This is a genomic window from Pseudoclavibacter sp. RFBG4 (assembly GCF_002931515.1).
GTDB lineage: Bacteria > Actinomycetota > Actinomycetes > Actinomycetales > Microbacteriaceae > Pseudoclavibacter.
Genome location: NZ_PSYC01000006.1, coordinates 1 through 22,602, shown reverse-complemented (window position 1 = coordinate 22,602; position 22,602 = coordinate 1). Strand labels below are relative to the sequence as shown.

17 protein-coding genes are annotated in these 22,602 nt (G+C 70.9%); 7 read left to right on the top strand and 10 right to left on the bottom strand.

From position 1 onward, the window contains the following. Positions 1-39: 39 nt before the first annotated feature. Complete coding sequence (locus C5E10_RS01680; protein ID WP_104330169.1) at positions 40-4,494, bottom strand: proline dehydrogenase family protein; 4,455 nt, start codon at positions 4,492-4,494, stop codon at positions 40-42. Positions 4,495-4,693: 199 nt separating this feature from the next. Here C5E10_RS01680 and C5E10_RS01675 point away from each other — a divergent pair, with 199 nt between their 5' ends. From C5E10_RS01675 to C5E10_RS01665, 3 genes are all read left to right on the top strand, one after another. Then, complete coding sequence (locus C5E10_RS01675) at positions 4,694-5,647, top strand: L-lactate dehydrogenase (protein ID WP_104244226.1); 954 nt, start codon at positions 4,694-4,696, stop codon at positions 5,645-5,647. 138 nt (positions 5,648-5,785) lie between these two features. Then, entirely contained in the window at positions 5,786-6,478 is a 693-nt protein-coding gene (locus C5E10_RS01670; protein ID WP_104330168.1) for a YitT family protein, read from the top strand. Positions 6,479-6,675: 197 nt separating this feature from the next. Continuing rightward, the gene (locus C5E10_RS01665; protein WP_181062589.1) at positions 6,676-8,247 is read left to right on the top strand and encodes an amino acid permease; all 1,572 of its coding nucleotides are present in this window, start codon (positions 6,676-6,678) and stop codon (positions 8,245-8,247) included. A 633-nt stretch (positions 8,248-8,880) separates the two neighbouring features. Here the strand turns inward: C5E10_RS01665 and C5E10_RS01655 are convergent. After that, the gene (locus tag C5E10_RS01655; protein WP_181062588.1) at positions 8,881-9,840 is read right to left on the bottom strand and encodes a carbohydrate kinase family protein; all 960 of its coding nucleotides are present in this window, start codon (positions 9,838-9,840) and stop codon (positions 8,881-8,883) included. Positions 9,841-9,908: 68 nt separating this feature from the next. Between C5E10_RS01655 and C5E10_RS01650 the strand changes: the two genes are divergently transcribed. Further along, positions 9,909-10,268, top strand: a complete 360-nt coding sequence (locus C5E10_RS01650) for a hypothetical protein (protein ID WP_146080119.1) — start codon at positions 9,909-9,911, stop codon at positions 10,266-10,268. 196 nt (positions 10,269-10,464) lie between these two features. Continuing rightward, positions 10,465-11,640, top strand: a complete 1,176-nt coding sequence (locus C5E10_RS01645; protein WP_104330165.1) for an SLC13 family permease — start codon at positions 10,465-10,467, stop codon at positions 11,638-11,640. A 3-nt stretch (positions 11,641-11,643) separates the two neighbouring features. Here C5E10_RS01645 and C5E10_RS01640 read toward each other — a convergent pair whose 3' ends face one another. Both C5E10_RS01640 and C5E10_RS01635 read right to left on the bottom strand, forming a co-directional pair. Beyond that, the gene (locus tag C5E10_RS01640; RefSeq protein WP_146080118.1) at positions 11,644-11,874 is read right to left on the bottom strand and encodes a hypothetical protein; all 231 of its coding nucleotides are present in this window, start codon (positions 11,872-11,874) and stop codon (positions 11,644-11,646) included. Between the two features lie 82 nt (positions 11,875-11,956). Further along, positions 11,957-13,240 carry an acyltransferase gene (locus C5E10_RS01635; protein WP_258070955.1) on the bottom strand — a complete coding sequence of 428 codons (1,284 nt, stop codon included), beginning with the start codon at positions 13,238-13,240 and terminating at the stop codon, positions 11,957-11,959. A gap of 130 nt (positions 13,241-13,370) precedes the next feature. Between C5E10_RS01635 and C5E10_RS01630 the strand changes: the two genes are divergently transcribed. Beyond that, positions 13,371-14,360: a Gfo/Idh/MocA family protein gene (locus tag C5E10_RS01630; RefSeq protein ID WP_104330163.1), complete on the top strand. Its 990-nt coding sequence runs from the start codon at positions 13,371-13,373 to the stop codon at positions 14,358-14,360. Between the two features lie 18 nt (positions 14,361-14,378). Here C5E10_RS01630 and C5E10_RS01625 read toward each other — a convergent pair whose 3' ends face one another. The 6 genes from C5E10_RS01625 to C5E10_RS01600 are packed head-to-tail and all read right to left on the bottom strand — an operon-like array spanning position 14,379 to position 21,578. Beyond that, the gene (locus C5E10_RS01625) at positions 14,379-15,359 is read right to left on the bottom strand and encodes an ornithine cyclodeaminase family protein (RefSeq protein WP_104330162.1); all 981 of its coding nucleotides are present in this window, start codon (positions 15,357-15,359) and stop codon (positions 14,379-14,381) included. Continuing rightward, a complete protein-coding gene (locus C5E10_RS01620; RefSeq protein WP_258070954.1) occupies positions 15,356-16,570 on the bottom strand; it encodes an amidohydrolase family protein in 1,215 nt (404 codons plus the stop codon). The genes C5E10_RS01625 and C5E10_RS01620 overlap by 4 nt, the downstream gene beginning before the upstream one ends. After that, a complete protein-coding gene (locus C5E10_RS01615) occupies positions 16,567-18,105 on the bottom strand; it encodes an ABC transporter substrate-binding protein (RefSeq protein ID WP_104330161.1) in 1,539 nt (512 codons plus the stop codon). The genes C5E10_RS01620 and C5E10_RS01615 overlap by 4 nt, the downstream gene beginning before the upstream one ends. Before the next feature lie 34 nt (positions 18,106-18,139). After that, positions 18,140-19,768: an ABC transporter ATP-binding protein gene (locus C5E10_RS01610; RefSeq protein ID WP_104330160.1), complete on the bottom strand. Its 1,629-nt coding sequence runs from the start codon at positions 19,766-19,768 to the stop codon at positions 18,140-18,142. Further along, positions 19,765-20,664, bottom strand: a complete 900-nt coding sequence (locus C5E10_RS01605) for an ABC transporter permease (RefSeq protein ID WP_104330159.1) — start codon at positions 20,662-20,664, stop codon at positions 19,765-19,767. Before C5E10_RS01605 ends, C5E10_RS01610 begins: the two co-directional genes overlap by 4 nt. After that, positions 20,661-21,578: an ABC transporter permease gene (locus C5E10_RS01600; protein ID WP_146080117.1), complete on the bottom strand. Its 918-nt coding sequence runs from the start codon at positions 21,576-21,578 to the stop codon at positions 20,661-20,663. The genes C5E10_RS01605 and C5E10_RS01600 overlap by 4 nt, the downstream gene beginning before the upstream one ends. Positions 21,579-21,755: 177 nt before the next feature. Between C5E10_RS01600 and C5E10_RS01595 the strand changes: the two genes are divergently transcribed. Further along, positions 21,756-22,484 carry a GntR family transcriptional regulator gene (locus C5E10_RS01595; RefSeq protein ID WP_181062587.1) on the top strand — a complete coding sequence of 243 codons (729 nt, stop codon included), beginning with the start codon at positions 21,756-21,758 and terminating at the stop codon, positions 22,482-22,484. Positions 22,485-22,602: the final 118 nt, after the last annotated feature.

The following is a 22,602-nucleotide window of genomic DNA, read 5'->3' as shown; positions in this document are numbered from 1 at the left end:
GCTGGGCAGCTGCCCGGCGCCCGCTACGCCAGCGCGCGCCTACCCGCGGGACTTCGTGGGGCCCTGCGTGATGGGCGCATCCGGATCGAACGTCTGCTCGTACGGGAAGAGCTGCTGCATGCGCAGGTCCGGATGCCCGCCGCGGTGCGCCGTGATGGAGATCGCCTGCTCTCGGAGGAACGGGAGCGCCTCGATGCGACCGGCCGGCGTGACCTCATCCGACCAGATGGAGATGTCCGGATCGCCTTCGAGGGCGTCGCAGAACTCACGCCGCTTGCCGCCGACGAGGCGCACGCGCAGCGTCTCGATGCCGCCGGCCCTCGCCCGCTCGGCGAACTCCGCATCCGTCTCTCGCCGCACCGTCAGATTCTGGGCCTGCAGTTCGGCGAGCACCGCATCTGGCACCTCGATGCCGGAGGTGATGAGCGGCTTCGAACGCACGATGCGAGCCGCGACGACGGTGCGGATGAGGTCGGCGAGCGTCGCGTCCTCGGCGGCACGGATCGTGGCCTGCACCGGGATGTACCGCATGAGGTTGCGCTCGAACCCCAGATTCGAGACGTCGGAGACCTCCCCGAACTCCTCGTTGAAGGCGATCTGGTCGCTCAGCGAGGCACGGCGCAGGCGGTCGAAGGTCTCGTAGTCCATGAAGGGAGCCGCCGACTCGATGAGGGCCGTCGCCTGCTCGTCGATGCCCCTCAGGTGCAGCGTCTGCGACTGCTCGCCGTGGTTCGGACGCCACGTGCCGAGGGAGAGCAGCGAGTTGGGGCCGCCGAACTTCGTCGCCGTGCCGACCATGGAGCGCAACCAGCCGCCGAACGGCTGACGCTGGGGCGTGTTGCCGAGGATGTCGCGGTTCACGTAGAGGTTGCCGGCCTCCACTCGCCGCAGCCACTCGGCGATCTCCGTGCGGTCGAGCGAGTGGATGCCCGCCGTCAGCCCGTACTGGGTCGAGTTCTGCAGGCGGATCGCCTCGTCGAGCGTGTGCGTGTGCATGACGCTCAGGACAGGGCCGAAGAACTCGGTGACGTGCTGGTAGCTGCCTGGCTTCACGCCGGCGCGGATGCCGGGCGACCACAGGCGCCCCGTGTCGTCGAGCTGTCTCGGTTCGACGAGCCACGACTCGCCCTCGCCGAGGGAGCTGAGCGCGAAGCGCAGCTGCGAGTCCGGCGGGGACACGAGGGGGCCGACGACGGCGCCGGGGTCGCTCGGGTAGCCGATGCGCAGGGAGGCGACGGCGTCGGCGAGCTGCTCGTGGAAGCGCTTCGAGCGGGCCACGGAGCCGACGAGGATGACGGTGCCCGCATGCCCCGGACGCTGCCCCGCGCTGAGGAACGCGCTGCGTGCGACGTCGAGCGCGGCCCGGTCGAGGTCGGCGCTCGGCGTGATGATCATCGAGTTCTTGCCGCTCGTCGCGGCGATGAGCGGCAGGTCTGGGCGCCAGCGCAGGAACGAGCGGGCCGTCTCCCAGTTGCCGCTGAGCAGCACCCGCTGCACGCGGTCGTCGGTGATGAGCATCTGCCCGAGCTGCTCGTCGGAGAGGAGGCTCTCGTCGCAGATCGCGAGCTGCACGAGGTCGCGCGGGATGTCCGCGTCCCACAGCACCTCCGCGAAGACCGCCGCGGTGCGGCGCGTTCGAGGCGACGGCTTCAGCACGACCGCGCTGCCGGCGGCGAGCGCCTGCGCCGTGTGGCCTGCGCTGCCCGCGACTGCCGGGACCCAGGAGGGCGTGACGACGGTCACCGCGACGGGTTCGAAGTCGGCCCCCTGCATGCGGTCGAGCTGGCGTGCGAGGTGCGCGTAGTAGTTCGCGAGGTCGACGCAGCGGCTCACGTCGGCGTCGACGTCGGGCAGCGGGGTCCCCGTCTCGGAGACGGCAACCTCGATGAGGCGCGCCCGGTTCGCTTCGAGGGCCTTCGCCACCTTCTCGAGCACCGCTGCCCGCTCCCAGCCCGGCTTCTGCGCCCACGGCTCGGCCGCACGCTCTGCCCGCGAGAGCAGCGCATCCACGTCGCCCGGCTCGTGCAGCAGGTGCCGTTCGACCTCGTCGATGCCGAGTTCGCTGCGCGGCACGCGGCGCTGGATGGAGAGGAGCCACTCTCGGTTGCTGGCGAGCGACGGGTCGGTGCCTGGCGCGTTCCTGAACGTGTTGCGCAGCAGCCTGCCGCGCTTCAGGCCGAGCACCACCTCGGTGAGGCGGGGGCTCGGCCCGGTGTCGGCGGGGTTCTCGGTGACCTCTTCCTCGTCTTCGATGACGGGCTTCGAGGCTGGTTTGAGCTTTCTCACTCGCGCGGGCCGCTGGGCTGCTGGCTCCTCGTCCTCGAAGAGGCCCTCGGGGAAGAGCTCGAGCTGGATGCTGGCCGTGACGGTCGCGGCGTCGTCCGCGAGCACGCGGTCCTGCTCGCGGTTGGGGCCGGAATCGATCTGCCGCATGCGCGCCGTCGCGCTGAGGAGGCGCTCGTCGTCGGGATGCACGGCGTCGGCCGGGAGGCCGGCAGCAGCGGCGGGTGCGCCCTCGGCTGGGTCCGCTCCGAGCTGCTTGGCCCGCACGTCCACCCGGTGCTGCAGATAGCTGGCCGCGTGACGCTGCGTGCTGCCCGTGATGACGGGCGTTCGCTCGACGACCTCTGCCCCTGCCGAGCGGATGCGGCCGAGCGCCGCCTCGTCGCTCGAGCGCGGCACGACGACCCGCACCGGCCTCGGCAGACCTCGCGCCTTCGCGATGGCCGCGGCGAGCGCGACGTCGCGGCGAGCATCCGCCTCGACCTCGACCCTGAAGGCTGCGGCGTGGTCGATGGCGAGCGCCTCGTCGAGGAGGCGCGCGAAGTTGGCGTCGACGTCGGCCTCGGACGCGTAGGTCGCGAGGCGCCAGCCGTTGATCACGGCGTCGGCGCGCTCGAGCTCGTGGTTCGCGTCTCGGGTGATGGCGACCGTGATGTCGGAGCCGAGGTCCTCGCGTCGCATGTGCGCCCACCCGCCGATGCGGCGCAGCAGGCCGGGCGTCTCGGGGAACTGGGCCGGCAGGGAGATGCCGACGTGCAGGCCACGCAGCTCCTCCTGCTCGAAGGCGCGCATGAACGCCTGCACGGTCAGCTCGAGATCGGCCGAGGACTGCGTGCGCAGCATGATCAATGGCGGGGTCGGGGCGGTGAGCGCCGCGCGTCCGAGCGCGGCGAGCTTGAAGACGACCCGTTCGAGGGTGCCGTCGAAGTCCCAGAGAGCCGGCTGCGCCTCGATGTCGGCGACGCGCAGCTCGAGCTCGCGAACCTGACCCGCGGCGAGCAGCTGCGTGTAGGTCTCGAGGCTCGCGTTCGAGCCGCGCTCGCCGAGCACGGCGTCGCCGAGCAGGCGGATGCGCGGCACCGCTCCCCGGGAGGCTGCGCGCTCGGCGGCCGCCGAGATCTCGGCGGGCACGTTGCGGACGGTGTCGTCGCCGAAGAACGCGGACGTGGCGCGGCGCATGAGCGGGACTGCGAGCCACGGGACGCCCGGACCCGCGAAGGCGCCGAGCTGGAACGCGCGCTTCGTGCCAGGCGAGAGGCTCGCGGGGAGCTTCGGGGCGAGGTCGCCGAGGCCGTTGCCGGCTGCGATGGCGTCGTCGGGCCGGATGACGTCGTCAATGAGGGAGCGCAGGAAGTCTGCTCCGTCTGGTCCGCTGAGCACGCGGTCCAGCTCGGAGGTCGTGTCGGCGCGGCGTCTCGCCCTGGCACTCGAGGCGGCCTCGACTGCGGCCGCGCGCTGCGCGTCGGAGGCGGCGAGCTGCTCGCGCCAGCCGCGCAGCGTCGCGAGGGCCGCGGGCAGGGCCTCCGAGACGGGCACGTCGCGGAGCTGCGCCACGACGGGCATCGCCGCGGTGGGCGGGGCGGCGTCGACCGGAGCCTTGCGCGCAGGGGCGGCTGGTTCTGCCGAGGTGGGCGGGGTCCCCGGCGCTGCGGGGCCCGCTGTCCGCGCTGTGGCTCGGGATGCGTCGCTCGCGTCGCGGTCGCCCGTCGCCGTGCGCCCCTCGGCTCGCAGGGCTGCGACGATCGAGTCATCGACGGCGACGGTGCGCTCGGCGACGGGACCAGCGGCATCGGCGACACCAGCGGTGCCGGCGACACCCGCCCCATCGGCGCCGTCGCTCGCGGCATCCCGGTCGCTCGCGGCCGTCCGGCCCTCTGCGCGCAGTGCACGCACGATCGAATCGTCCACCGTCACGGTCTCGTCCGGCGAGAGCTGCCCGGCGGGCGAACCGGCCCCCGGGAGCACCGACTCGCTCGAGGCGGACTCGGGCGACTCGGGGTCTGCATCCGCTCCCCCGTCGCGCTTCGCGAGCACCTGCTTCACGAAATCGGCGCGCTGCACCCGCCTGGCGTCGACCTCCTCCAGTCCGCGAGCGCGGCGGTCGCCATCGCCGCGGTCGTTCGCGCCGGTGCCGCGCTCGTTCGCGCCGGTATTGGGAGAAGTCGCGCCGTCGTGCCGTGATTCGTCACTGGGTTCCGACGGGATGCGCATGCGAACGAGCGTAACCAGCGCACCTTCGGGCCAACCCGAGCCGCGCCGCGACACGCCGCAGTGCGCCGGGCCGCGCCCATACGATCAGAGCGTTGCCGACCGAAGCGACGGTCGACGCCGCGTTGCTCCGCGTTCGTCTGCCCGGGACGGTCTCCTCAGTCAGCGTCTCCATCGCGGAGGCTTCGTGGAAGGAAGCACCATGCCCGTGCAGAAGCAGTCCAAGGTCGCCATCGTCGGAGCCGGCAGCGTCGGCACCTCGCTCGCGTACGCCTGCCTCATCCGCGGTGTCGCGCGTGAGATCACGCTCTACGACATCGACACGAAGAAGGTCGAGGCGGAGGTGCTCGACCTCGCCCACGGCACCCAGTTCACGGGCTCGAGCGTCATGACCGGCTCGAGCGACATCACCACCGTGGCCGGCGCCGACGTCGTCATCATCACTGCCGGTGCCAAGCAGAAGCCGGGGCAGACGAGGCTCGACCTCGTCGGTGTGAACGTCGGCATCCTCGAGTCGCTCATGCCGCGACTCGTGGAGCTCGCCCCCGACGCCGTGTTCGTGCTCGTCACGAACCCCTGCGACGTGCTCACGGTCGTCGCCCAGCGCATCTCCGGCCTGCCGCCGGGGCGCGTCATCTCCTCCGGAACCGTGCTCGACACCTCCCGCCTCCGCTGGATCATCGCGAAGCTCGCCGGCGGCCTCGCTCCCACGAGCGTGCACGCCACCATCGTCGGCGAGCACGGCGACAGCGAGTTCGCCCTGTGGTCGCAGGCCACGATCGGGCCCGTGCCGATCCTCGACTGGGAGCGCGACGGCGAGCGCCCCTTCACCGAGGAGACGCTCGAGAGCATCACGAACGACGTGCGCACCGCCGCCTACAAGGTCATCGAGGGCAAGGGCGCCACGAACTACGCCATCGGCCTCTCCGGGGCGCGCATCGCCGAGGCGATCGTCAACGACGAGCACGCCATCATGCCCGTCTCCACGCTCCTGCAGGGGCAGTGGGGCATCGACGACGTCGCCATCTCCACCCCCGTCATCGTCAGCGCGCGGGGCGTTGAGCGCATCCTCGACACCCCCATGTCGCCGAGCGAGCTCGAGAAGTTCCTCGCGTCCGCTGAGGAGATCCGCTCGACGGTGCGCTCCGTCAGCTAGGTGCGCGCCGTCAACTAGGTGCGCGCAGTCAGCTAGGTGCGCGCAGTCAGCTAAGCCGGACGCGCGCACGAGCACCCACCCATCCACTCTTCCGGAGTGGACCGCGATACCCGCGCGCGCTGAGGCTTAGATACACGGATGCGCTCCATCGTCCGCCTGCCCCGCCGCGCCACGCAGCTCACCGTCGGCCTCTTCCTCTACGGTTTCGCGATCGCCATGATCGTGCGCGGCGAGCTGGGCGTCTCGCCCTGGGACGTGCTGACGCTCGGCGTCCAGGTGCAGTCCGGGCTGCCGTTCGGGCTCATCACGGTGCTCATCAGCGTCGTCGTGCTGTGCCTGTGGATCCCGCTCCGGCAGCGGCCCGGCTTCGGGACCCTCGCGAACGCGCTGCTCGTCGGCCCCTTCGCCGACCTGGGGCTGTGGATCATCCCACCCGGCCTCGACCTGTGGTGGCGCATCCTGCTGCTCGCCGGCGGCATCCTGACCCTGGGCCTCGCGACGGGCCTCTACATCGGCGCCCTCTTCGGGCCGGGGCCGCGCGACGGCCTCATGACGGGCCTGCACCGGGTGACCGGATGGCGCATCTGGATCGTGCGCACGAGCATCGAGGTCGTCGTGCTCGCCATCGGGTGGATGCTCGGCGGAGACGTGGGCATCGGAACGGTCGCGTTCGCGCTGCTCATCGGACCCATCTGCGGCGTCACGATCCGCTGGTTCACGGTCGACGTGGGAGACGCGGCCGAGTCGGAGACTCCATTGGAGCGTGACGTGCGCGGCAGCGTCGCGCCGAGCGACCCCGAGATACTGCCGGGCGACTCGCCCGCGAGCTGACGCGCACCGCCATCCCGGACTGGTCGAGTCCCACCCCCGCCGCGTCACTTATGAACACAAGGTGAACGGGACACGCGCAGGGCCCTACCCTTGCTCGGTACCGACCTCGAGGCGCCCGCCGCGCTCCTCCCCCACGTGCTGAGTCCTCAGCGAGCACGTGACGCCCGGGGCCCCCTTCACCAGGAGAAACGTGATCCATGACGTCCCCAAGCGCTGACGGCAAGATTCCCGAAGGCGCAACAGCGCCTCACACCGAGGCCGTCTTCACCGAGAAGGGCCGCGATCTCAGCGAACGCGGCCACCAGCGCGGCAACGGCCGCCCCGGCGAGCAGGGCGAGGCCCTCGCGAACACGCTCAAGCCACGCCACCTGTCGATGATCGCGCTCGGCGGCGTCATCGGCGCTGGCCTGCTGGTCGCCTCCAGCACGGCGATCCTCGCCGCCGGCCCCGCCGTGATCCTCGCCTACGCCCTCGCCGGCGTCGTCGTCGTCCTCGTCATGCGGATGCTCGGCGAGATGGCATCCATCTCCCCCGAGACGGGCTCCTTCTCCGCCTACGCGACGCGGTTCATCGGCCCGTGGGCCGGCCTCTCCATCGGCTGGCTCTACTGGTGGTTCTGGGTGGTCGTCGTCGGCATCGAGGCGACCGCGGCCGCCGTCATCATCAGCGGCTGGCTTCCTGAGGTCCCCCAGTGGATCCCCGCGCTCATCATCACGCTCGTGTTCCTCATCGCGAACCTCATCAGCGTGAAGTCGTTCGGCGAGTTCGAGTTCTGGTTCGCGTCGATCAAGATCGTCTCGATCATCATCTTCATCATCGTCGGGGCGCTGCTCATCGCGCACGTCATCCCCAACAACACGGCCACGTTCGGCAACCTGGCGCCAGCAGACGGCGGATTCGCGCCGTTCGGCGTCGCCGGCATCCTGGCTGCCCTCCTCCCCGTCATCTTCTCGATGTTCGGCGCCGAGGTCGCGACGATCGCGGCCGGCGAATCCGAGCAGCCGGCGCAGGCCGTCCGCAAGGCCGTCAACTCGGTCGTCTGGCGCATCCTGCTCTTCTACATCGGCTCGATCCTCGTGGTGCTCATCGTGCTGCCCTGGGACCAGATCACGGCAGGCGTCAGCCCCTTCGTGACCATGCTGAACGCGGCCGGCATCGGCTGGGCAGCCCTCGCGATGGACATCATCGTGCTCTCCGCTCTGCTCTCCACCCTCAACGCCTCCCTCTACACGGCATCCCGCATGGCGTTCTCCCTCTCCCGCCGCGGCGAAGCCCCCAAGGCATTCCGGAAGGTCTCGAAACGCGGCACCCCCTACGTCGCGATCCTCGCCTCCGCCGTCGTCGGCCTCCTCTCGGTCGTCCTCAACTACACGACCCCCGAGTACGTCTTCTCGTTCCTCGTGAACTCGACGGGCGCCGTCGCGATCTTCGTGTGGATCGTCATCGCCGTCTCCCAGCTCCGCTCGCGCCGGATCCTCGCGGAAGACGCCGTCGCGGCGGGCGAGGACCCGAACGAAGCGGCGAAGGGCAGCATCCGCATGTGGGGCTTCCCGTGGCTCACCTGGGTGGTCATCATCGCCCTCTCTGCGCTGCTCATCTACATGTTCTTCGCGGGAGAGACGCGCCTCATCGAGGTGACCACGAGCTTCGTCATCGCGGGCATCTCGATCGTCGCGGGCGTCTACGTGCAGCGTAAGCAGAAGCGCGAGCGCGCGGCGGCGGGCGCGGCCGGCGCGGCCGCCGCGTCAGGTTCCGCGGGCTCGGCCTAAGCGGGTTCCGGCTCCGGCTCGGGTTCGGGTTCGGGTTCGGGTTCCGGGTTCCGGGTTCCGGGTTCGGGTTCCGGGTTCGGGTTCGGGTTCGGGTTCGGGTTCCGGGTTCCGGTTCGGGTTCGGGCCCGGGCTCGGCGCAGTAGCCCGTCCCGCGCAATGAGCTCCCCACGGCGGGCCCGCTCGGGGTGGGTGGATTCGCTCTGCGGCAAGATCGCTCGGGATGGAAAAGTCACTTCGTTGCGGGAAATTCTCCAGCACGAAGTGACTTCTCCATCCCGAAACCGGAGAGGTCGGCCAGAGGTCCGACCCGACACGAACCGACACGGGAAAGCCGAGCCAGGCGAGCCGAGCCGAGCCAGGCCGAGCCGACTCGAGCCGGCCCAAAGCCTTCAACTCCGGATGGAAAAGTCACTTCGTTGCGGGAAATTCTCCAGCACGAAGTGACTTTCCCATCCCGAAACCGGAAAAGCCGAGCCGGCCGATCCAGGCCGAGCCGGGGCCGAGCCGGCCCAAAGCCTTCAACTCCGGATGGAAAAGTCACTTCGTTGGGGGAAGTTCTCCAGCACGAAGTGACTTTCCCATCCCGAACCGCGGCTGCAGGGGCGACAGGCGCGGCGGTGGCGGCGGCGTCACCTACGCGTCCGCGGCGGGCGGCAGGTCGTCGTCGGCCGCGAGGAAGCTGCCCGTGACGCGGACCGTCGCGGCGGCGACCGTCATGGCGCGCTGCAGGATGCGCCGCGCATCCGCAACATCATTCGGGATGCCGCCCTGCGCGATCGACGCGACAGCGGTCGCGAACACCGCGTCGCCCGCCCCCATGGTGTCGACGATGTCACCGGGCAGGTCGACGATCGGTTCGGCGACGTCGATGCCGGCCCGGTTCACCCAGCGGCCGCCGCGTGTGCCCTCGGTCGCGAGGACGTGGGTCGCGCCGAGGTCGAGCATGTCGCTGGTCGCCTCGTCGAGGGGCGCGTCGAAGAGCAGGTCGGCGTCGTTGTCGGACAGGTGCGCGAAGAGAGCACTCGACACGTGCCGTTCGAAGTTGTCGAGGAACGCGCCTGCGTCCTCCACGAGCCCGAGCCGCGGGTTGGGGTCGAGGAGCAGCCGCTCCTGCGGTCGGATGACCGCCTCGAGCAGGCGCCGGTGCTGCTTCTTGTCGTCGAACGCGAAGCCGGAGATCGCGACGAACGGCGCGGCGCGGATGAGGGCGACCTGCTCGTCGTCGAAGCGGATGCGCCGCGCCCTCGCCGCGTCGTCGAACGTGTACAGGGGCTCCCCGTCGGCGGACTCGCCGACGGCTCGCCCGGTTCCGGCGAGCGAGACGGACGGCGCGAACTGGATGCCGCACCTGTGGAGGTGGTCGCGGATGCGCAGCCCGTCCGGGTCGTCGCCGATGCTGGCGATGAGCGCGATGGGCACGCCGAGGCGGGCGAGCGCCATCGCCACGTTGAGCGCCGAGCCGCTCACGTAGCTGCGGCTCGTGAGCCCGCCGCGCGCCTCGGTCTCCCGCAGCTCGGTCACGATGGCATCGCCGACGACGACGACTGGCGCGTCCGAGGTCGGCCGGGTCTTCGCTGTGGGTTTGCTGCTCATGTCCCCGATTGTGCCTTGCATGGATGGACCCTGACTGTCTGCGCGAAGTGCACGCCTATCCTCGTTGCATGTCCACTCCAGCAACCAGTCGAGAAGCAGCGCACGTGCTGCTCGACGCCGTCTCCGTCACGGAGGTCTCTCCGGACGCGGCGGCGCTCGCCTACGAGCGCCTCGTCGAGGTCGGCGCGTTCGTCGTGAAGGTCGAGCAGGGGCAGGGACTCGACGCCGACACGGACCCGGATGCGGAGCAGCCCGTCGACGGCGGCCCCAACCAGGTGAAGGTCAACATCGAGCTCTCGAACCTGCTCCACGCGAACTACATGACCCTCGACTGGCTCATCGAGGAGCTCGCCCATGCGCGCAACGCGACGCGCGACGACATCATCATCGCGCTGCGCGAGCACCTCGACAGCGTCGCCGCGAAGTAGCCGCGCTCCCCGCGTTCCCGGCGCATCCGCGAGCGAAAACGGGCGGGTCGGATAGGCCGGGCCGGGAACGGACGCGCAGCCCGCTCACGATGACGGCCGCTCTCCGCGCAGGAACATCATCGTTCGAGGTCATGCTCGAATCCTACGAGCGGACTCCGACATGCCAAGCGCCTCGCGGGCCTATGCTTGCTCCGCCATGGCTGAGTCCCGCGTCGCCCGCGTCGCCCCCATCATCGCCACCGCCGTGCTTGTCGTCGCGGCGGTCGTCGTCGCGGCCATCGGAGTACTCCCGGCCCCTGAGCTGCTGGAGCTGGGCGAGCGTGTGGTGCCCGTGCTCGCGTTTGTCGTCGGCATCACGATCGTCGCGGAGCTCGCGAGCGACGCCGGGGTCTTCTCGGTGCTCGCCGACCGGCTCGCGAAGCTCGGGCGAGGGCGCCTCTGGCTGCTGTGGACGCTCGTGCTGCTGCTCGCCACCGTCAGCACCGCCTTCCTCTCGCTCGACACGACCGCTGTGCTCGTGACGCCCGTCGTCGTCCTGCTCGCCGTGCACGTCGGCGTCTCGCCGATCCCGTTCGCGCTCGCGACGGTGTGGCTCGCGAACACCGCCTCCCTGTTCCTCCCGGTCTCGAACCTCACGAGCCTGCTCGCTGCCCGCTCCTTCGAGGGCGGGCCTCTGCAGTTCCTTGCGATCACGTGGGCGCCTGCACTCGTGGGCGTGCTCGCGAGCGCAGGCATCCTGTCGTTCGTCTTCCGGAGAGAGCTCGACCGCCGCTACCGGATGCCGACCCTGACGAGCATCCAGGACCGCCCGCTGCTGATCTTCGCCGCCGTGGTCACCGCCCTGCTCCTCCCGGCGCTCGTCACCGGCGTCGAGGTGGCGATCCCGGCTGGAGTCGCCGCGCTGCTGCTCATCGTCGCCTTCGCCGTCCGCCGCCGCGGGGCGCTGCGCTTCGGGCTCGTGCCGTGGCAGGCGCTGGGCATCGCCGGCTCGCTGTTCGTGCTGGTGGAGGCGGCCCACGCGCACGGCCTGAGCGAGCTGCTCGCCGCGGTCTCGGGAAGCGGCGACGACCCGCTGAGCCTCCTGCAGCTCTCCGCGATCGGTGCCGCGAGCGCCAACGGCATCAACAACCTGCCCGCCTATCTGGCACTCGAGCCGGTGGCTGACAGCCCGGCTCGCCTCGTGGCGCTGCTCATCGGGGTCAACCTCGGCCCACTCGTCACCCCGTGGGCGTCGCTCGCGACGCTGCTCTGGCACGAGCGTCTCGTGGCGCTCGGCGTGACGATCTCGTGGCTCCGCTTCGTGGCCCTCGGGCTGGTCGGCGTCGCGATCATCGTCCCCCTCGCGACGCTGGCCCTCGCCGCGACGATCTGACGCCTACCTCTTCTTGCGCGCCATGTCGTCGAACGCGGCCTGCAGGGCGATCGCGAAGCCGACGCCGATCGCGACGCCCATGAAGAGGAACGCGATCGTGAACCCGGCGCTCATCGAGAGGATGACGGAGATCACGATGCCGATCGCGACGCCGATCGCGATACCGAGGGCCCACGGCACGAGGCGGGGCCGGTAGGTGCTGACGGGGTCTTCGCCTTGCTTCGGTGCGGTCACGGTCGTCTCCGGTCCTCGTCGAGAGCTGTGCGCCAAGTCTGGCGGGTCGATCGCCTTGCTCACGAGCGGTGGCGGCGAACCGTCAGGTTCCCCTCGGCCGATGCACAGGCGCGCGTGACGGCCAACGCCCGAGTAGCAGGATGGCGGCGCTCAGCAGCACCGTGCCAATCGCGGCGAGGGGCAGGTCCATGAGGAACTGCAGCACGAGGAACGACGGCGTGAAGGCGCAGGCCACGGCCAGTGCGACCACCAACCCCGGCGGAGTGCGCCCCACCTCCCGCGGCGTCTCCCACCGCCCCACGATGAACGACAGCCCGTAGACCGAGATGAGCACGACGAGGAAGTACGGGATGCGGCTCCACCACCACGCCGCGGAACCAGGCTCGGGTGCCGCGCCCGGGATGAGGAGCGCGAGACCTGAGACGAGGAGGATCACGGGCAGGTGCCAGAGGTAGATCGTCATGAGCCGAGACCCGACGAGGAACACGACCGCGCGCGCTCCCGACGTCTCCATGAGCCTCGCCAGCGCGGGCCTCAGGAGACGCAGGATGCACGCCTGTGCGACGGCGAGCACCACGAGCGGGAGCGTCGCCGGGTTGAGGTTGAAGAGCATGTCCGGCGAGTAGGGGCCGAGCGTCGTGAGCGGTGCGAGCGACGCGTACGCCAGGACGGCGATGGCCAGGAGCGTGAGCGGGTGCCGCCGGTCGAGCCACCCGTCGGCGAACCAGAATCCCAGCTGCTGCACGAGCACCCACACGAAGAACAGGTTGAGGAGGCCCACCTCGGCAACGCCAGTCGCGAAACGGGCCGCGTCGACCGCGATCACGCCGGCGAGCAGGACGCCCAGGGTGCTCCGCGGGGCGCGGGCGTGCCAGCCAGCCATCCACGGCACGACTGCCTGGCACAGCGTGTACGCGGCGAGGAACCACAGGGGTGTGCCGGCGCCGGATGCGGCCAGGTCGACGAGCGCCGGGTCGATGCCCGCGAGCGTGGCCGCGCCGATGCCGACGAGGAAGAAGGCGTACAGGGGCAGCGCCGGCTGGGCCAGCCTGAGCACCCGCGAGCGCACGTAGTCCGCCGGCGTCGAGCCGCGACGCACGGCACTGCGCCAGGCCGTGATCGACGCGAAGCCTCCGACGACGAAGAACAGCGGCATGATCTGCCCGGCCCAGGTGGCGAGCGCGAACCAGGGCTGGGCCTCGAGCGGACGGGACGCGACCAGCTGCCCGCTCGCATCCGCACCGATGCCGACCATGAGGAGGTGGATGAGGACCACGAGCAGCACGCAGAACACGCGCGCGAGGTCGAGCGTCAGGTCGCGCTTGGCGAGGTCGACGGCGACCACCTGCTGTCTCGGCTCGGCCACGTCGCCGCCCCTTCCCTGACTCCCATCGGGGCGCCTGCCCCTGCACCGCTGCATCCAGAACCTACCGCCAAACACGACGCTCGCGGTCGGGCTGTGGATGAGCACGAGCCGGCTCCGGTAGTTTCGCGTCATGCAGAAGACCAGGTGGGCGATCCTCGGACCGGGTGCGATCGCGGAGTCGTTCGCGACGTGGCTGCCCAGCTCCGAGCACGGCGAGCTGCGGGCGGTCGCGAGCCGCGACCCGGATCGCGCGGCGGCCTTCGCGGCGCGCTACGGCGCGGAGATCTCCGGCAGCTACGCGGACATCCTGGCGCGCGACGATGTCGATGCCGTGTACGTCGCCACGGTGCACACGACCCACGCCGAGCTCGCGATCGCGGCACTCGAGGCGGGCAAGGCCGTGCTCTGCGAGAAGCCGCTCGCGCCGAGCGCCGCCGAGACCGAGCGTGTCCTCGCCGCCGCCGAGCGCGCGGGCCTGCCCGTCGTCGAGGCGTACAAGCACCGCTTCAGTCCGCTCGCTCGCGCGATCGACCAGCGCCTGAAACGGCGGCAGGTCGCCGCCCCGATGCAGGTGCGCGCAGAGTTCGGCTTCGCAGCGGGCGGCAGTGACGGCCGACTGTTCGACCCCGCACTGGCCGGCGGGGCGATCTTCGACGTCGGCGGCTACCCCGTCTCCTTCGCGGTCGCGGCGGCCGCTGCAGCTGGCGTCGCGCTCAAGGACCTGGCCCTCGAGTCCGCGCGCGGACGAGTCGAGAGGGGCGTCGACGTGGACGCCTCGGCCAGGCTGGCAGCGGTGGGCTTCACCGCCTACGTCGACTGCTCCATCGACACCCAGCTGTCCAAACGTGCCGACATCGTCGGGGATGGGGGCTGGATCACGCTCGAGAACGCGTTCGGCGACCGGAACCACTCGCCGAAGACCCTCGACCACTTCCACGACGGGCAGCGGGACACGATCGAGGTGGCGCAGGTCCACCCGTTCGCGGCCGAGGCGGACGCGGTCTCCCGCGCCCTCAGGGACGCGCGGCTCGAGTCGCGCGCCATGCCGTGGGAGCAGACCCGCACGGTCGCGCGCCTCCTGGATGCCTGGCACGCGACCGTGATGGCCGGAGCCCGATAGCCGAGCCCGGGACGATCCTCAGCCGTTGAGATCGAGCTCGATCCCGACACCCCGCACGCGGGCCTCACGCACGAGGAGGTCCGCGATGGCGAGGTCCTGAGCGCCGATGCCGACGGAGTCGAACAACGTGATCTCGTCGGCGCTCGTCCGCCCGGGCCGCAGCCCGGCGAGCACCTCGCCGAGTGTTCCGACGAGGTCGTCGAGGCTGAGCGCACCCTCCGCGACCGCGAGCATGAGATCGCCCGATTTCGTGCGCGCCGTCGCCAGGTCGTCGACCCACACGGACGATCGCGACATGGTCAGCGCATCCACCTCGCGCTCGTCGGCTCGCGGCCTGGCGCCGACGACGTTGAGATGCTGCCCGGGGCGCAGCCACTCGCCCCGCACGATGGGGCTGACCGAGGGGGTGAGCGTGCACACCGTGTCCGCCACCCCGAAGACGCGCTCGCAGGAGTCGACGACCTCGATGGCCCCCGACCAGTCGAGCGACTCCGCGAGTGCGACGGCCCGCGCTGTGGTGCGCGACCAGATGACGAGGCGATCCCAGTCGCGCACCCCTCGCAGCGCTTCGACGTGCTCCCGCGCGAGCCCACCAGCGCCGACCAGGCCGAGGACGCGGCTGTCGTCGCGAGCCAGGGCACGCGTGGCGACGGCGCTCGCGGCTGCCGTGCGCACCCGGGTCGGCACCCCGCCGTGCAGCAGGGCGACCGGGGCTCCGAGCTCGCGGTCGAGCACGGTGATCATGGAACGCTGCGTCGGCAGCCCCCGCGCCGCGTTGTCGGGGACGTCGGCGAGCAGCTTGACCGCGGCGGTGCCGGTGGCCTCCGAGAGTGCCGACATGAGCACGTAGCGGCCCGTGCCAGCCTCCGTCTTCATGGAGGTGGGCGGCGGCTGGTCGGCGCTGCCTCGCGCGATCTCGGAGAAGATCTTCGCCACGGCACGCTCGGTGGCCGGTCTGTCGACCAGCGGCTCCAGCTGCGAGGCGGTGAGCACGATCACGCGGTGCCCACGAGTTCGAGCGCGTCTGCCACGACCACGCCGCCGAAGAGCACGGTGCGATCGGGGAGGCGGTCCATGATCGCGCTGGTCACGGTCTCCCCCTCGATGAGCTGCAGGTCGGCGGGGTCGCCGACGGCCACGCCCGGCCGGTCGAGCGCGCCCTGCAGCGCTGGCGCGGTGCCGAGCACGGAACGGCCGCCGATGGTGGCGATGGCGATGCAGTGCTCGATGTCGGCGTCGCGACGGAAGCCGTTCGTGAAGGCCAGCTGCCAGGTGCGGTCCAGCATGTCGGCGTTGCCGTACGGCGACCAGTAGTCCCGCTGACCGTCCTGGCCGAGGCCGAGACGGATGCCGTGCTCCGCCAGCAGGAGCGTCGGCAAGGGCTTGGCCGGTGCGATGGTCGCCCAGGAGATGTCGAGCTCGGCGAACTGCTCGACGAGGGGGACGAGCTGCTCGCGCGGCAGCTCGCCGAGGCCGTAGCCGTGGGAGATGGTCACTCGTCCCGTCATGCCGAGCGCGCGGGTGCGCTCCACGATGAGCTCGGCGGAGAAGCGCGCCAGCTGATCGGGCTCGTGCAGGTGGATGTCGATGGGGGCGTCGTAGCGCTCGGCGAGTCCGAAGACCAGGTCGAGGTGCTTGGCGGGGTCGCGGTCGAGCTGGCACGGGTCGATGCCGCCGACCACGTCGGCCCCGGAGCGCATGGCCTCCTCGAGCAACTCGAATGAGCCCTCCTCGCGGAGCAGACCGGCCTGGGGGAAGGCGATCACCTCCACGGTGGCGCGGTCACGGTGCTGCTGCTTGGCGGCGAGCACCGCCTCGAGCCGCTCGAGTCCTGCATCCACGTCGACCTGCGCGTAGCTGCGGGCGCTCGTCGTGCCGTGGGCGATCATGCGCGCCAGCGTTCCGCTCGTCCGCTCTTCCATGGATGCCTCGGCCTCGCGCCAGTTGACGCGGTCGTTGAGCATCATTCCCCAGACGCCGGGGCTGCCGGTGTGCGGGCGGAACGGCAGGCCGATGCGCGTGGAGTCCAGGTGCACGTGCACGTCGGCGAAGGAGGGCAGCAGGATGCGGCCGCGACCCTCGATCACCGTCTCGCCCGGCTCCGGTGGCGTTCCGGGCGGCAGGATGGCGGCGATCCTGCCGTCCTGCAGCCGGACGTCGGCCGGCTCGCCGCCCCAGGGGCGGGCGTCGCGGATCAGCGCGGCGCTCAACGGAAGCTCGTCTGGGTGAAGTCGAACAGGCCGTCCGCGCGGGGCGTCCAGTCGAGGTCGGGGTCTGCTGCGTAGTTGTTCATGGGCACGTAGAGCGGCACGAAGTATCCCTGTTCGTTGCTGTAGTTGAGGAGCTCGGCGAAGACGTCGAGGCGTTCCTCGCCGGTGACGGCCCGCTGTTCGGCCGCGAGCTCGGCGGTGCGCGGGTCCTGCGCGTAGTTGTTGTTGCCTGCGGTCTCGTAGAAGTCGGTCAGCGGGAGGTCGCCGTCGACCGTCGAGGGCGCCCAGGTGTTGAGGTAGATGCCCTGCATCTCCTTGCTGCGGACCTTCAGCGTGTGGGCCTGCTGGTCTGCGCCGCGGAGCTCGACGGTGATGCCGACGTCGGCGAGCGACGCCTGGATGGTCTGCGCGACCTCCGACGAGAGGGGGATGCGTCCGTCGGTCGCGTAGTCGAAGGGAATCGACTCGCCCGCGTAGCCGGCTTCCGCGAGGAGCTCGCGAGCCCGCTCCTGGTCGTAGCCGGGGTCAGTCACGTCGTCACTGTAGCCTTCGACGGCTGGCGCGAGCATGGCGCTGGCGGGTTCGGCGAGGCCGCCGAGCAGCCCGCCGGTGATGGCTTCCTTGTCGATGGCCAGGGCGATGGCCTCGCGGATGCGCACGTCGGTGAGCACTCCGCTGGTGGAGTTGACGCCGAGGAAGACGACGCCGTTCGACAGGGCGGAGAACACTTGCGCGGAGCCCTGCCCGTCAACCGAGGAGACCTGCGTGGGTCCGATCGGCGCGACATCGAGGCTGCCGGAGAGCACCCCGTTGACGCGTGATTCGTCGGAGGAGACGGGCTGCAGCGAGATCTGCTCGATGGCGGGAGCCTCGCCCCAGTAGTCGTCGTTGCGAGCGAGGTCGTAGGAGACGCCGGTCTGGATGCTGTCGAAGACGTAGGGGCCGGATCCGATGGGGTCCTGGGCGAAGGCGTCGGCGCCCACCTCCTGGTAGGTGTCGGCGGGCACGATCGAGATGAGCGAGGTGTTGCGCGGGAACGCCGAGAACGGCGAGTTGAGGGTGAAGCGCACGGTGAGCTCGTCGACGGCCTCGACCGATGCGACGGAGCTGAGGTAGGCGAAGTTCTCGCCGGTCGGGTCGTCGAGGATCGTCTGGTATGAGAAGGCGACGTCCTCGGCGGTGATGGCCTCGCCGTTGCTGGCGGTGACGCCCTCCCGCAGGGTGAAGTCCCACTGCGTGAGGTCGTCGTTGGAGGTCCACTCGGTGGCGAGCTTCGGCGCGAGCTCGCCCTCGGCGGTGATCGCGACGAGCTGGTCGAAGGTGTGGAAGAACACCGAGAGCACGACGAGGGCTCCCGAGCGGATCGGGTCCATGGAGCTCGGGTCGGTGGGGATGGCGGCGACGATCTTGGTGGGCGTCTCGCCTTCCGCGCTGGTGGGTTCGAAGCCACCCGCGCAGCTGGTGAGCAGGAGGGTGCCGGTGGCGGCGAATGCACCGGTCGCGAGGAGGCGACGTCGGAGGGCGTGCTTGGGCATGGAGTTCCTCAGTTCGGTGGGGGGGGTCGGTGGGTCAGGAGACGGGAAGCGGATGCGCTCCGCGGCGCGCCCCGTCGAGGCGGGGCACGGCGTCGAGGAGCTGTCGGGTGAACGGGTGCTTCGGGGAGGTGAAGATCTCAGCAGTCGAGGCCTCCTCGACGATCCGCCCCTCCTGCATCACGACGACGCGGTCGGCGATGCTGCGCACGACGCCGAGGTCGTGCGAGATGAAGAGGTAGCCGAGCCCGTGCTCGCGCTGGAGTGCGTCGAGCAGCTCGAGCACCTGCGCCTGGATCGACACGTCGAGGGCCGAGACGGGCTCGTCGAGCACAAGCAGCCGTGGGCGAAGCGCCAGGGCGCGCGCGATGCCCACGCGCTGGCGCTGGCCCCCGGAGAGCTGAGCAGGGAGGCGGGCGCCGTGCTGCTCGTCGAGGCCGACATCGGCGAGCAGGCGGGTCACGGTCCCTCGGTCGTAGGCGTGCCGGATGCGCAGGGGCTCGGCAACGAGGTCGTGCACGGTCAGTCGCGGGTCGAGGGCCGAATACGGATCCTGGAAGACGATCTGCGCGCGTTCCCGCTCCGCCGCGCTGCGCGCCGCGAGCTCGCTGTGCACTGCGACCCCACCGAGCTCGATGCTGCCTGCGGCGGCGGGTTGCACGCCGAGCACGGCCTTGGCCAGCGACGACTTGCCGCATCCCGATTCCCCGACGACGGCGACCGTCTCGCCGGCCGCGATCCGCAGCGAGACGCCGTCCACTGCCCGCACCGGCTGCCGGCGGCCGTGCACTCGGTACTCGACCACGACGCCGTCGGCGACCAGCGCGTCCGGCTCGCCCGGGCGCACCGCGCTCGCGGCGCGCTCGCTCTCGGCGGGGATGGCCGCCATGAGGCGCTTGGTGTAGTCCTCGGCGGGGTTGTCGAGCACGGCTCGGGTCGCGCCGGTCTCCACGACCCGGCCGTGGTGCATGACGGCCAGCCGGTCGCTGTTCTCGGCGACCAGGCCGAGGTCGTGAGTGATGAGCACGAGCGCCGAACCGGTGCGCTCGCGCACTTCGGCGAGCAAGTCCATGACCTGCGCCTGCACCGTCACGTCGAGGGCGGTGGTGGGCTCGTCGGCGATGAGCAGGAGCGGGTCGTGGGCGATCGCCATCGCGATCATGGCGCGCTGGCGCATGCCGCCGGACCACTGGTGCGGTCGGGTGGCGGCACGCTCGGCAGCATCCCGCACGCCGACCGCGGTCAGCAGCTCAACGGCGCGCTCGCGGGCCGCGCGTCGGCTCATGGGCTGGTGCACCCGCACCGCGGCGGCGACCTGCGCGCCGACCGCGCGGAGCGGGTCGAGCGAGGACATCGGGTCCTGGAACACCATCGCGGCGGTGCGTCCGCGGAGACCGCGCAGCTCTCGCTCGCGCATCCAGATGTCGGCCTCCGTGTCGACGAGCACCGTGTCGTCGAGCAGGATGCGGCCGGCGGCGATGCGGGTGCCGGCGGGCAGCAGGCCGAGTGCGGCGAGCACGGTCAGGCTCTTGCCCGAACCGGACTCCCCGACCACTCCGAGCGATTCGCCGCGGTCGACCTGGAGCGTGACGCCGTCGACGAGCGTACGTGGCGCCTCGCCTGTCGTCTCGATGCGCAGGTCCTCGATGCGCAGTACCGGATTCATCGCATGCCTCCCTTCCGCAGCAGCGAGCCGCGGGTCTCTGCTGTGAACTGCTGGCTCAGGAACTGCACTCCGCCGACGGCGAGGAGCATGACGATTCCTGGGAGGAGCGACAGCCAGGGGTCGCTGCCGAGGTGGCGCTGGCCGTCGAAGATCATGCCGCCCCAGCTCGGCACAGGGGGCTGCACGCCGAGGCCGAGGTACTCGAGCGAGGAGGTGATGAGCACGATCGTGGCGAGGTCGGTGGCGGCGATGATGAGCGTGTGCGGCCAGATGTTGGGCACGATGTGGCGGGTGAGCACCCAGATGGTGTCGCCGCCCTGGGTCAGCGGGGAGACGACGAAGTCCTGGCGTCGCAGCGAGGCAGCGACGTTCCGCGTGACCCGTGCGTAGCCGACCCACCAGGTGCAGCCGAGCACCAGGATCGTGAGCCCCGCGCTCGGACGCAGGACGGCGCAGATGGCGATGAGCAGCAGGACGACGGGCATGGCCAGCGTCACGTTGCTGAGCAGCGTCACGAGCGCTTCGAGGCGCCCGCCGAAGTAGCCGGCGAGGATGCCGACGGTGCTGCCGATGAGGGCGTTCATCACCACGATGAGCACGGTCATGCCGAGCGTGACCGCCGAGGCGAGCGCGATGCGGTCGAGGAGGTCCCGGCCGAGGGCGTCGGTGCCGAGCGGATGCGCCGGATCGGTGAACGGGGGCAGCATCGCGGCGCGCAGGTCCTGCCCCATCGGGTCGAAGCCGGGCAGCATCGGCACGATGGCCGTGAGGAGCACCACGGCGCCGATCATGATCGCGCCGACGACGGCGCCTGGGCGCAGGCGCAGGCGACGCGGCACCGGCGTGACCGGGGTGACTGGGCTGACGGGGGTGACGGGGGTGATCTGAGCGCTCATGCTGCGGCCGTCCTCGTGTCGATTCGGCGGACGAGCACGTCCACCGCGGTGTTGACGATGACAAAGGCAAGCGCGACGAAGACGAGGCCGGCTTGGACGATCGGGAAGTCACGCTGGCTCACTGCCGTGGTGAGGAGCTGGCCGAGTCCCGGCCAGGCGAACACGACCTCGACCACCACGGTGCCGCCGAGCAGTCCACCGAGGTTGAGTCCCGCCATGCCGAGCACGGGCAGTGCCGCGTTCGGCAGCATGCGGGTGAACAGCACCGTCGAGCGCCGCTGTCCCTGGGCGATTGCGGTGCGCACGTAGTCCTGGCCGGCCTGCTCGCTGAGGGACGAGTCGAGCAGGCGCAGGTACATGACGAACTGGCCAGTGGCGAGCGTGAGCACGGGGAGCACGAGGCTGGCGTAGCTGTTTCGCCCGAGCGAGGGCAGCGCACCGAGCAGCACCGAGAAGACGAGCACCAGGAGCAGCGCGAAGAAGAAGTCCGGCACCGACTGGCGCACGGCGCCGGCCCACCCCACCACGGCTCGCAGCGTCCGGCTGCCGGTGAGCTGGATGGCGAGCGCGGCGGCGACGGCGAGCACGAGTCCGATGACGAAGGCCCAGAAGGCCAGCTCGAGCGTCGCGGGGACCCGCTCGAGGACGAGTCCGAGCGCTGACTCGTGCAGCCGGTACGAGCTGCCGAAGTCGCCGGTGACAAGACCGGCGAGGGTGTCGAGGTATTGCACGATGAGGGGGCGGTCGAAGCCGAGCGCGGTGTTGAGCGCATCGACCTCGGCCTGCGTCGCGTTGTCGGGCAGGAGCAGCGCACCGGGCTCACCGGTGGCGCGGCCGAGCGCGAAAGCGATGGTCACCACGGCGAGCACGGTGGCGACGGCGAGGGCCAGTCGGCGGGCGATAAACGGGAGCACGTCGGCGACGCTATGCGACCTCCTGCGCGCTTCGGCACGAAGTAACACGCTCGTCACACAGTTCTTACCCTGGCGTCACGTTTGCATACCAAAACCACGATTCAGCGCCGGGAGTGTCGCATTAAAGGGCTATTGGCATTCCAAAAGCCGCATCGCGACCGTGCCAGAATGGTCCCCATGAGCCTCGAGCCGACCCCAGCACGCATCGCGCACGCCCTCCGCGAGCAGATCATCACGGGCGAGCTCGCAATGGGGTCGAAGCTCAACGAGCGCGAGATCGCGGAGCGACTCGAGGTATCGCGCATCCCCGTTCGGGAGGCCCTGCCGATCCTCGAGTCCGAGGGGTTCATCACCTCGCAGCCGCGGCGTGGCGCCGTCGTGCACATCCTCACCGTCACCGATGCGATGGAGGTGTTCGACCTGCGCCGACAGCTCGAGCCGATGGCCTCCGCCTTCGCCGCCAGGCGGGCGCAGGCCGGCGCCGACGTGGGCCCGATGCTGGCGGCCCTGCAGTCGGCACACGGCGGGTCGACGTCCGACGCCCAGTCGGACGCACCGCCTTCGACGCGCAACTCCGACCTGCACGAGGAGATCATCGCGCTCGCCGACCACGCGCTCCTGCGCCGGGTCACGAAGCTGATGAGCGGACGCGTGCGCTGGCTCTTCCGCCTCACGCCGCAACGCGACACCGCCGCGATGTGGGTCGAGCACCGAGAGATCGTCGACGCGATCGTGGCGGGTCAAGCCGACGTGGCAGAGCTGCTGACGGCCGCTCACGTCGAACGCGGCCGCATCGAGTCGATGCCGCTTCTCGAGGCACGACTGCCGAGCGAGGCCCCGGCGACGAAGGTGCGCCGTCGACGCGCTACCCCCGCCCCCGTCCCTGCTCCCGCCGCCGAAAGCTGAGTTGTGGTCGTCAACACCGCCCGGAAGCGACCACAAGTCAGCCCTCGGCGGCGGGAGCAGGGACGGGGGCGGGGGTAGCGCGTCGACGGCGCCCCTTCGTCGCCGCGCCCTCGCTCGG

What these genes read in the sequence shown, in the direction of transcription:
- C5E10_RS01665 (WP_181062589.1), top strand. Translation starts at nt 6,676, where the DNA reads ATGACGTCCCCAAGCGCTGACGGCAAGATTCCCGAAGGCGCAACAGCG.
- C5E10_RS01615 (WP_104330161.1), bottom strand. Translation starts at nt 18,105, where the DNA reads ATGCCCAAGCACGCCCTCCGACGTCGCCTCCTCGCGACCGGTGCATTC.
- C5E10_RS01645 (WP_104330165.1), top strand. Translation starts at nt 10,465, where the DNA reads ATGGCTGAGTCCCGCGTCGCCCGCGTCGCCCCCATCATCGCCACCGCC.
- C5E10_RS01680 (WP_104330169.1), bottom strand. Translation starts at nt 4,494, where the DNA reads ATGCGCATCCCGTCGGAACCCAGTGACGAATCACGGCACGACGGCGCG.
- C5E10_RS01655 (WP_181062588.1), bottom strand. Translation starts at nt 9,840, where the DNA reads ATGAGCAGCAAACCCACAGCGAAGACCCGGCCGACCTCGGACGCGCCA.
- C5E10_RS01605 (WP_104330159.1), bottom strand. Translation starts at nt 20,664, where the DNA reads ATGAGCGCTCAGATCACCCCCGTCACCCCCGTCAGCCCAGTCACCCCG.
- C5E10_RS01610 (WP_104330160.1), bottom strand. Translation starts at nt 19,768, where the DNA reads ATGAATCCGGTACTGCGCATCGAGGACCTGCGCATCGAGACGACAGGC.
- C5E10_RS01675 (WP_104244226.1), top strand. Translation starts at nt 4,694, where the DNA reads ATGCCCGTGCAGAAGCAGTCCAAGGTCGCCATCGTCGGAGCCGGCAGC.
- C5E10_RS01670 (WP_104330168.1), top strand. Translation starts at nt 5,786, where the DNA reads ATGCGCTCCATCGTCCGCCTGCCCCGCCGCGCCACGCAGCTCACCGTC.
- C5E10_RS01630 (WP_104330163.1), top strand. Translation starts at nt 13,371, where the DNA reads ATGCAGAAGACCAGGTGGGCGATCCTCGGACCGGGTGCGATCGCGGAG.
- C5E10_RS01595 (WP_181062587.1), top strand. Translation starts at nt 21,756, where the DNA reads ATGAGCCTCGAGCCGACCCCAGCACGCATCGCGCACGCCCTCCGCGAG.
- C5E10_RS01650 (WP_146080119.1), top strand. Translation starts at nt 9,909, where the DNA reads ATGTCCACTCCAGCAACCAGTCGAGAAGCAGCGCACGTGCTGCTCGAC.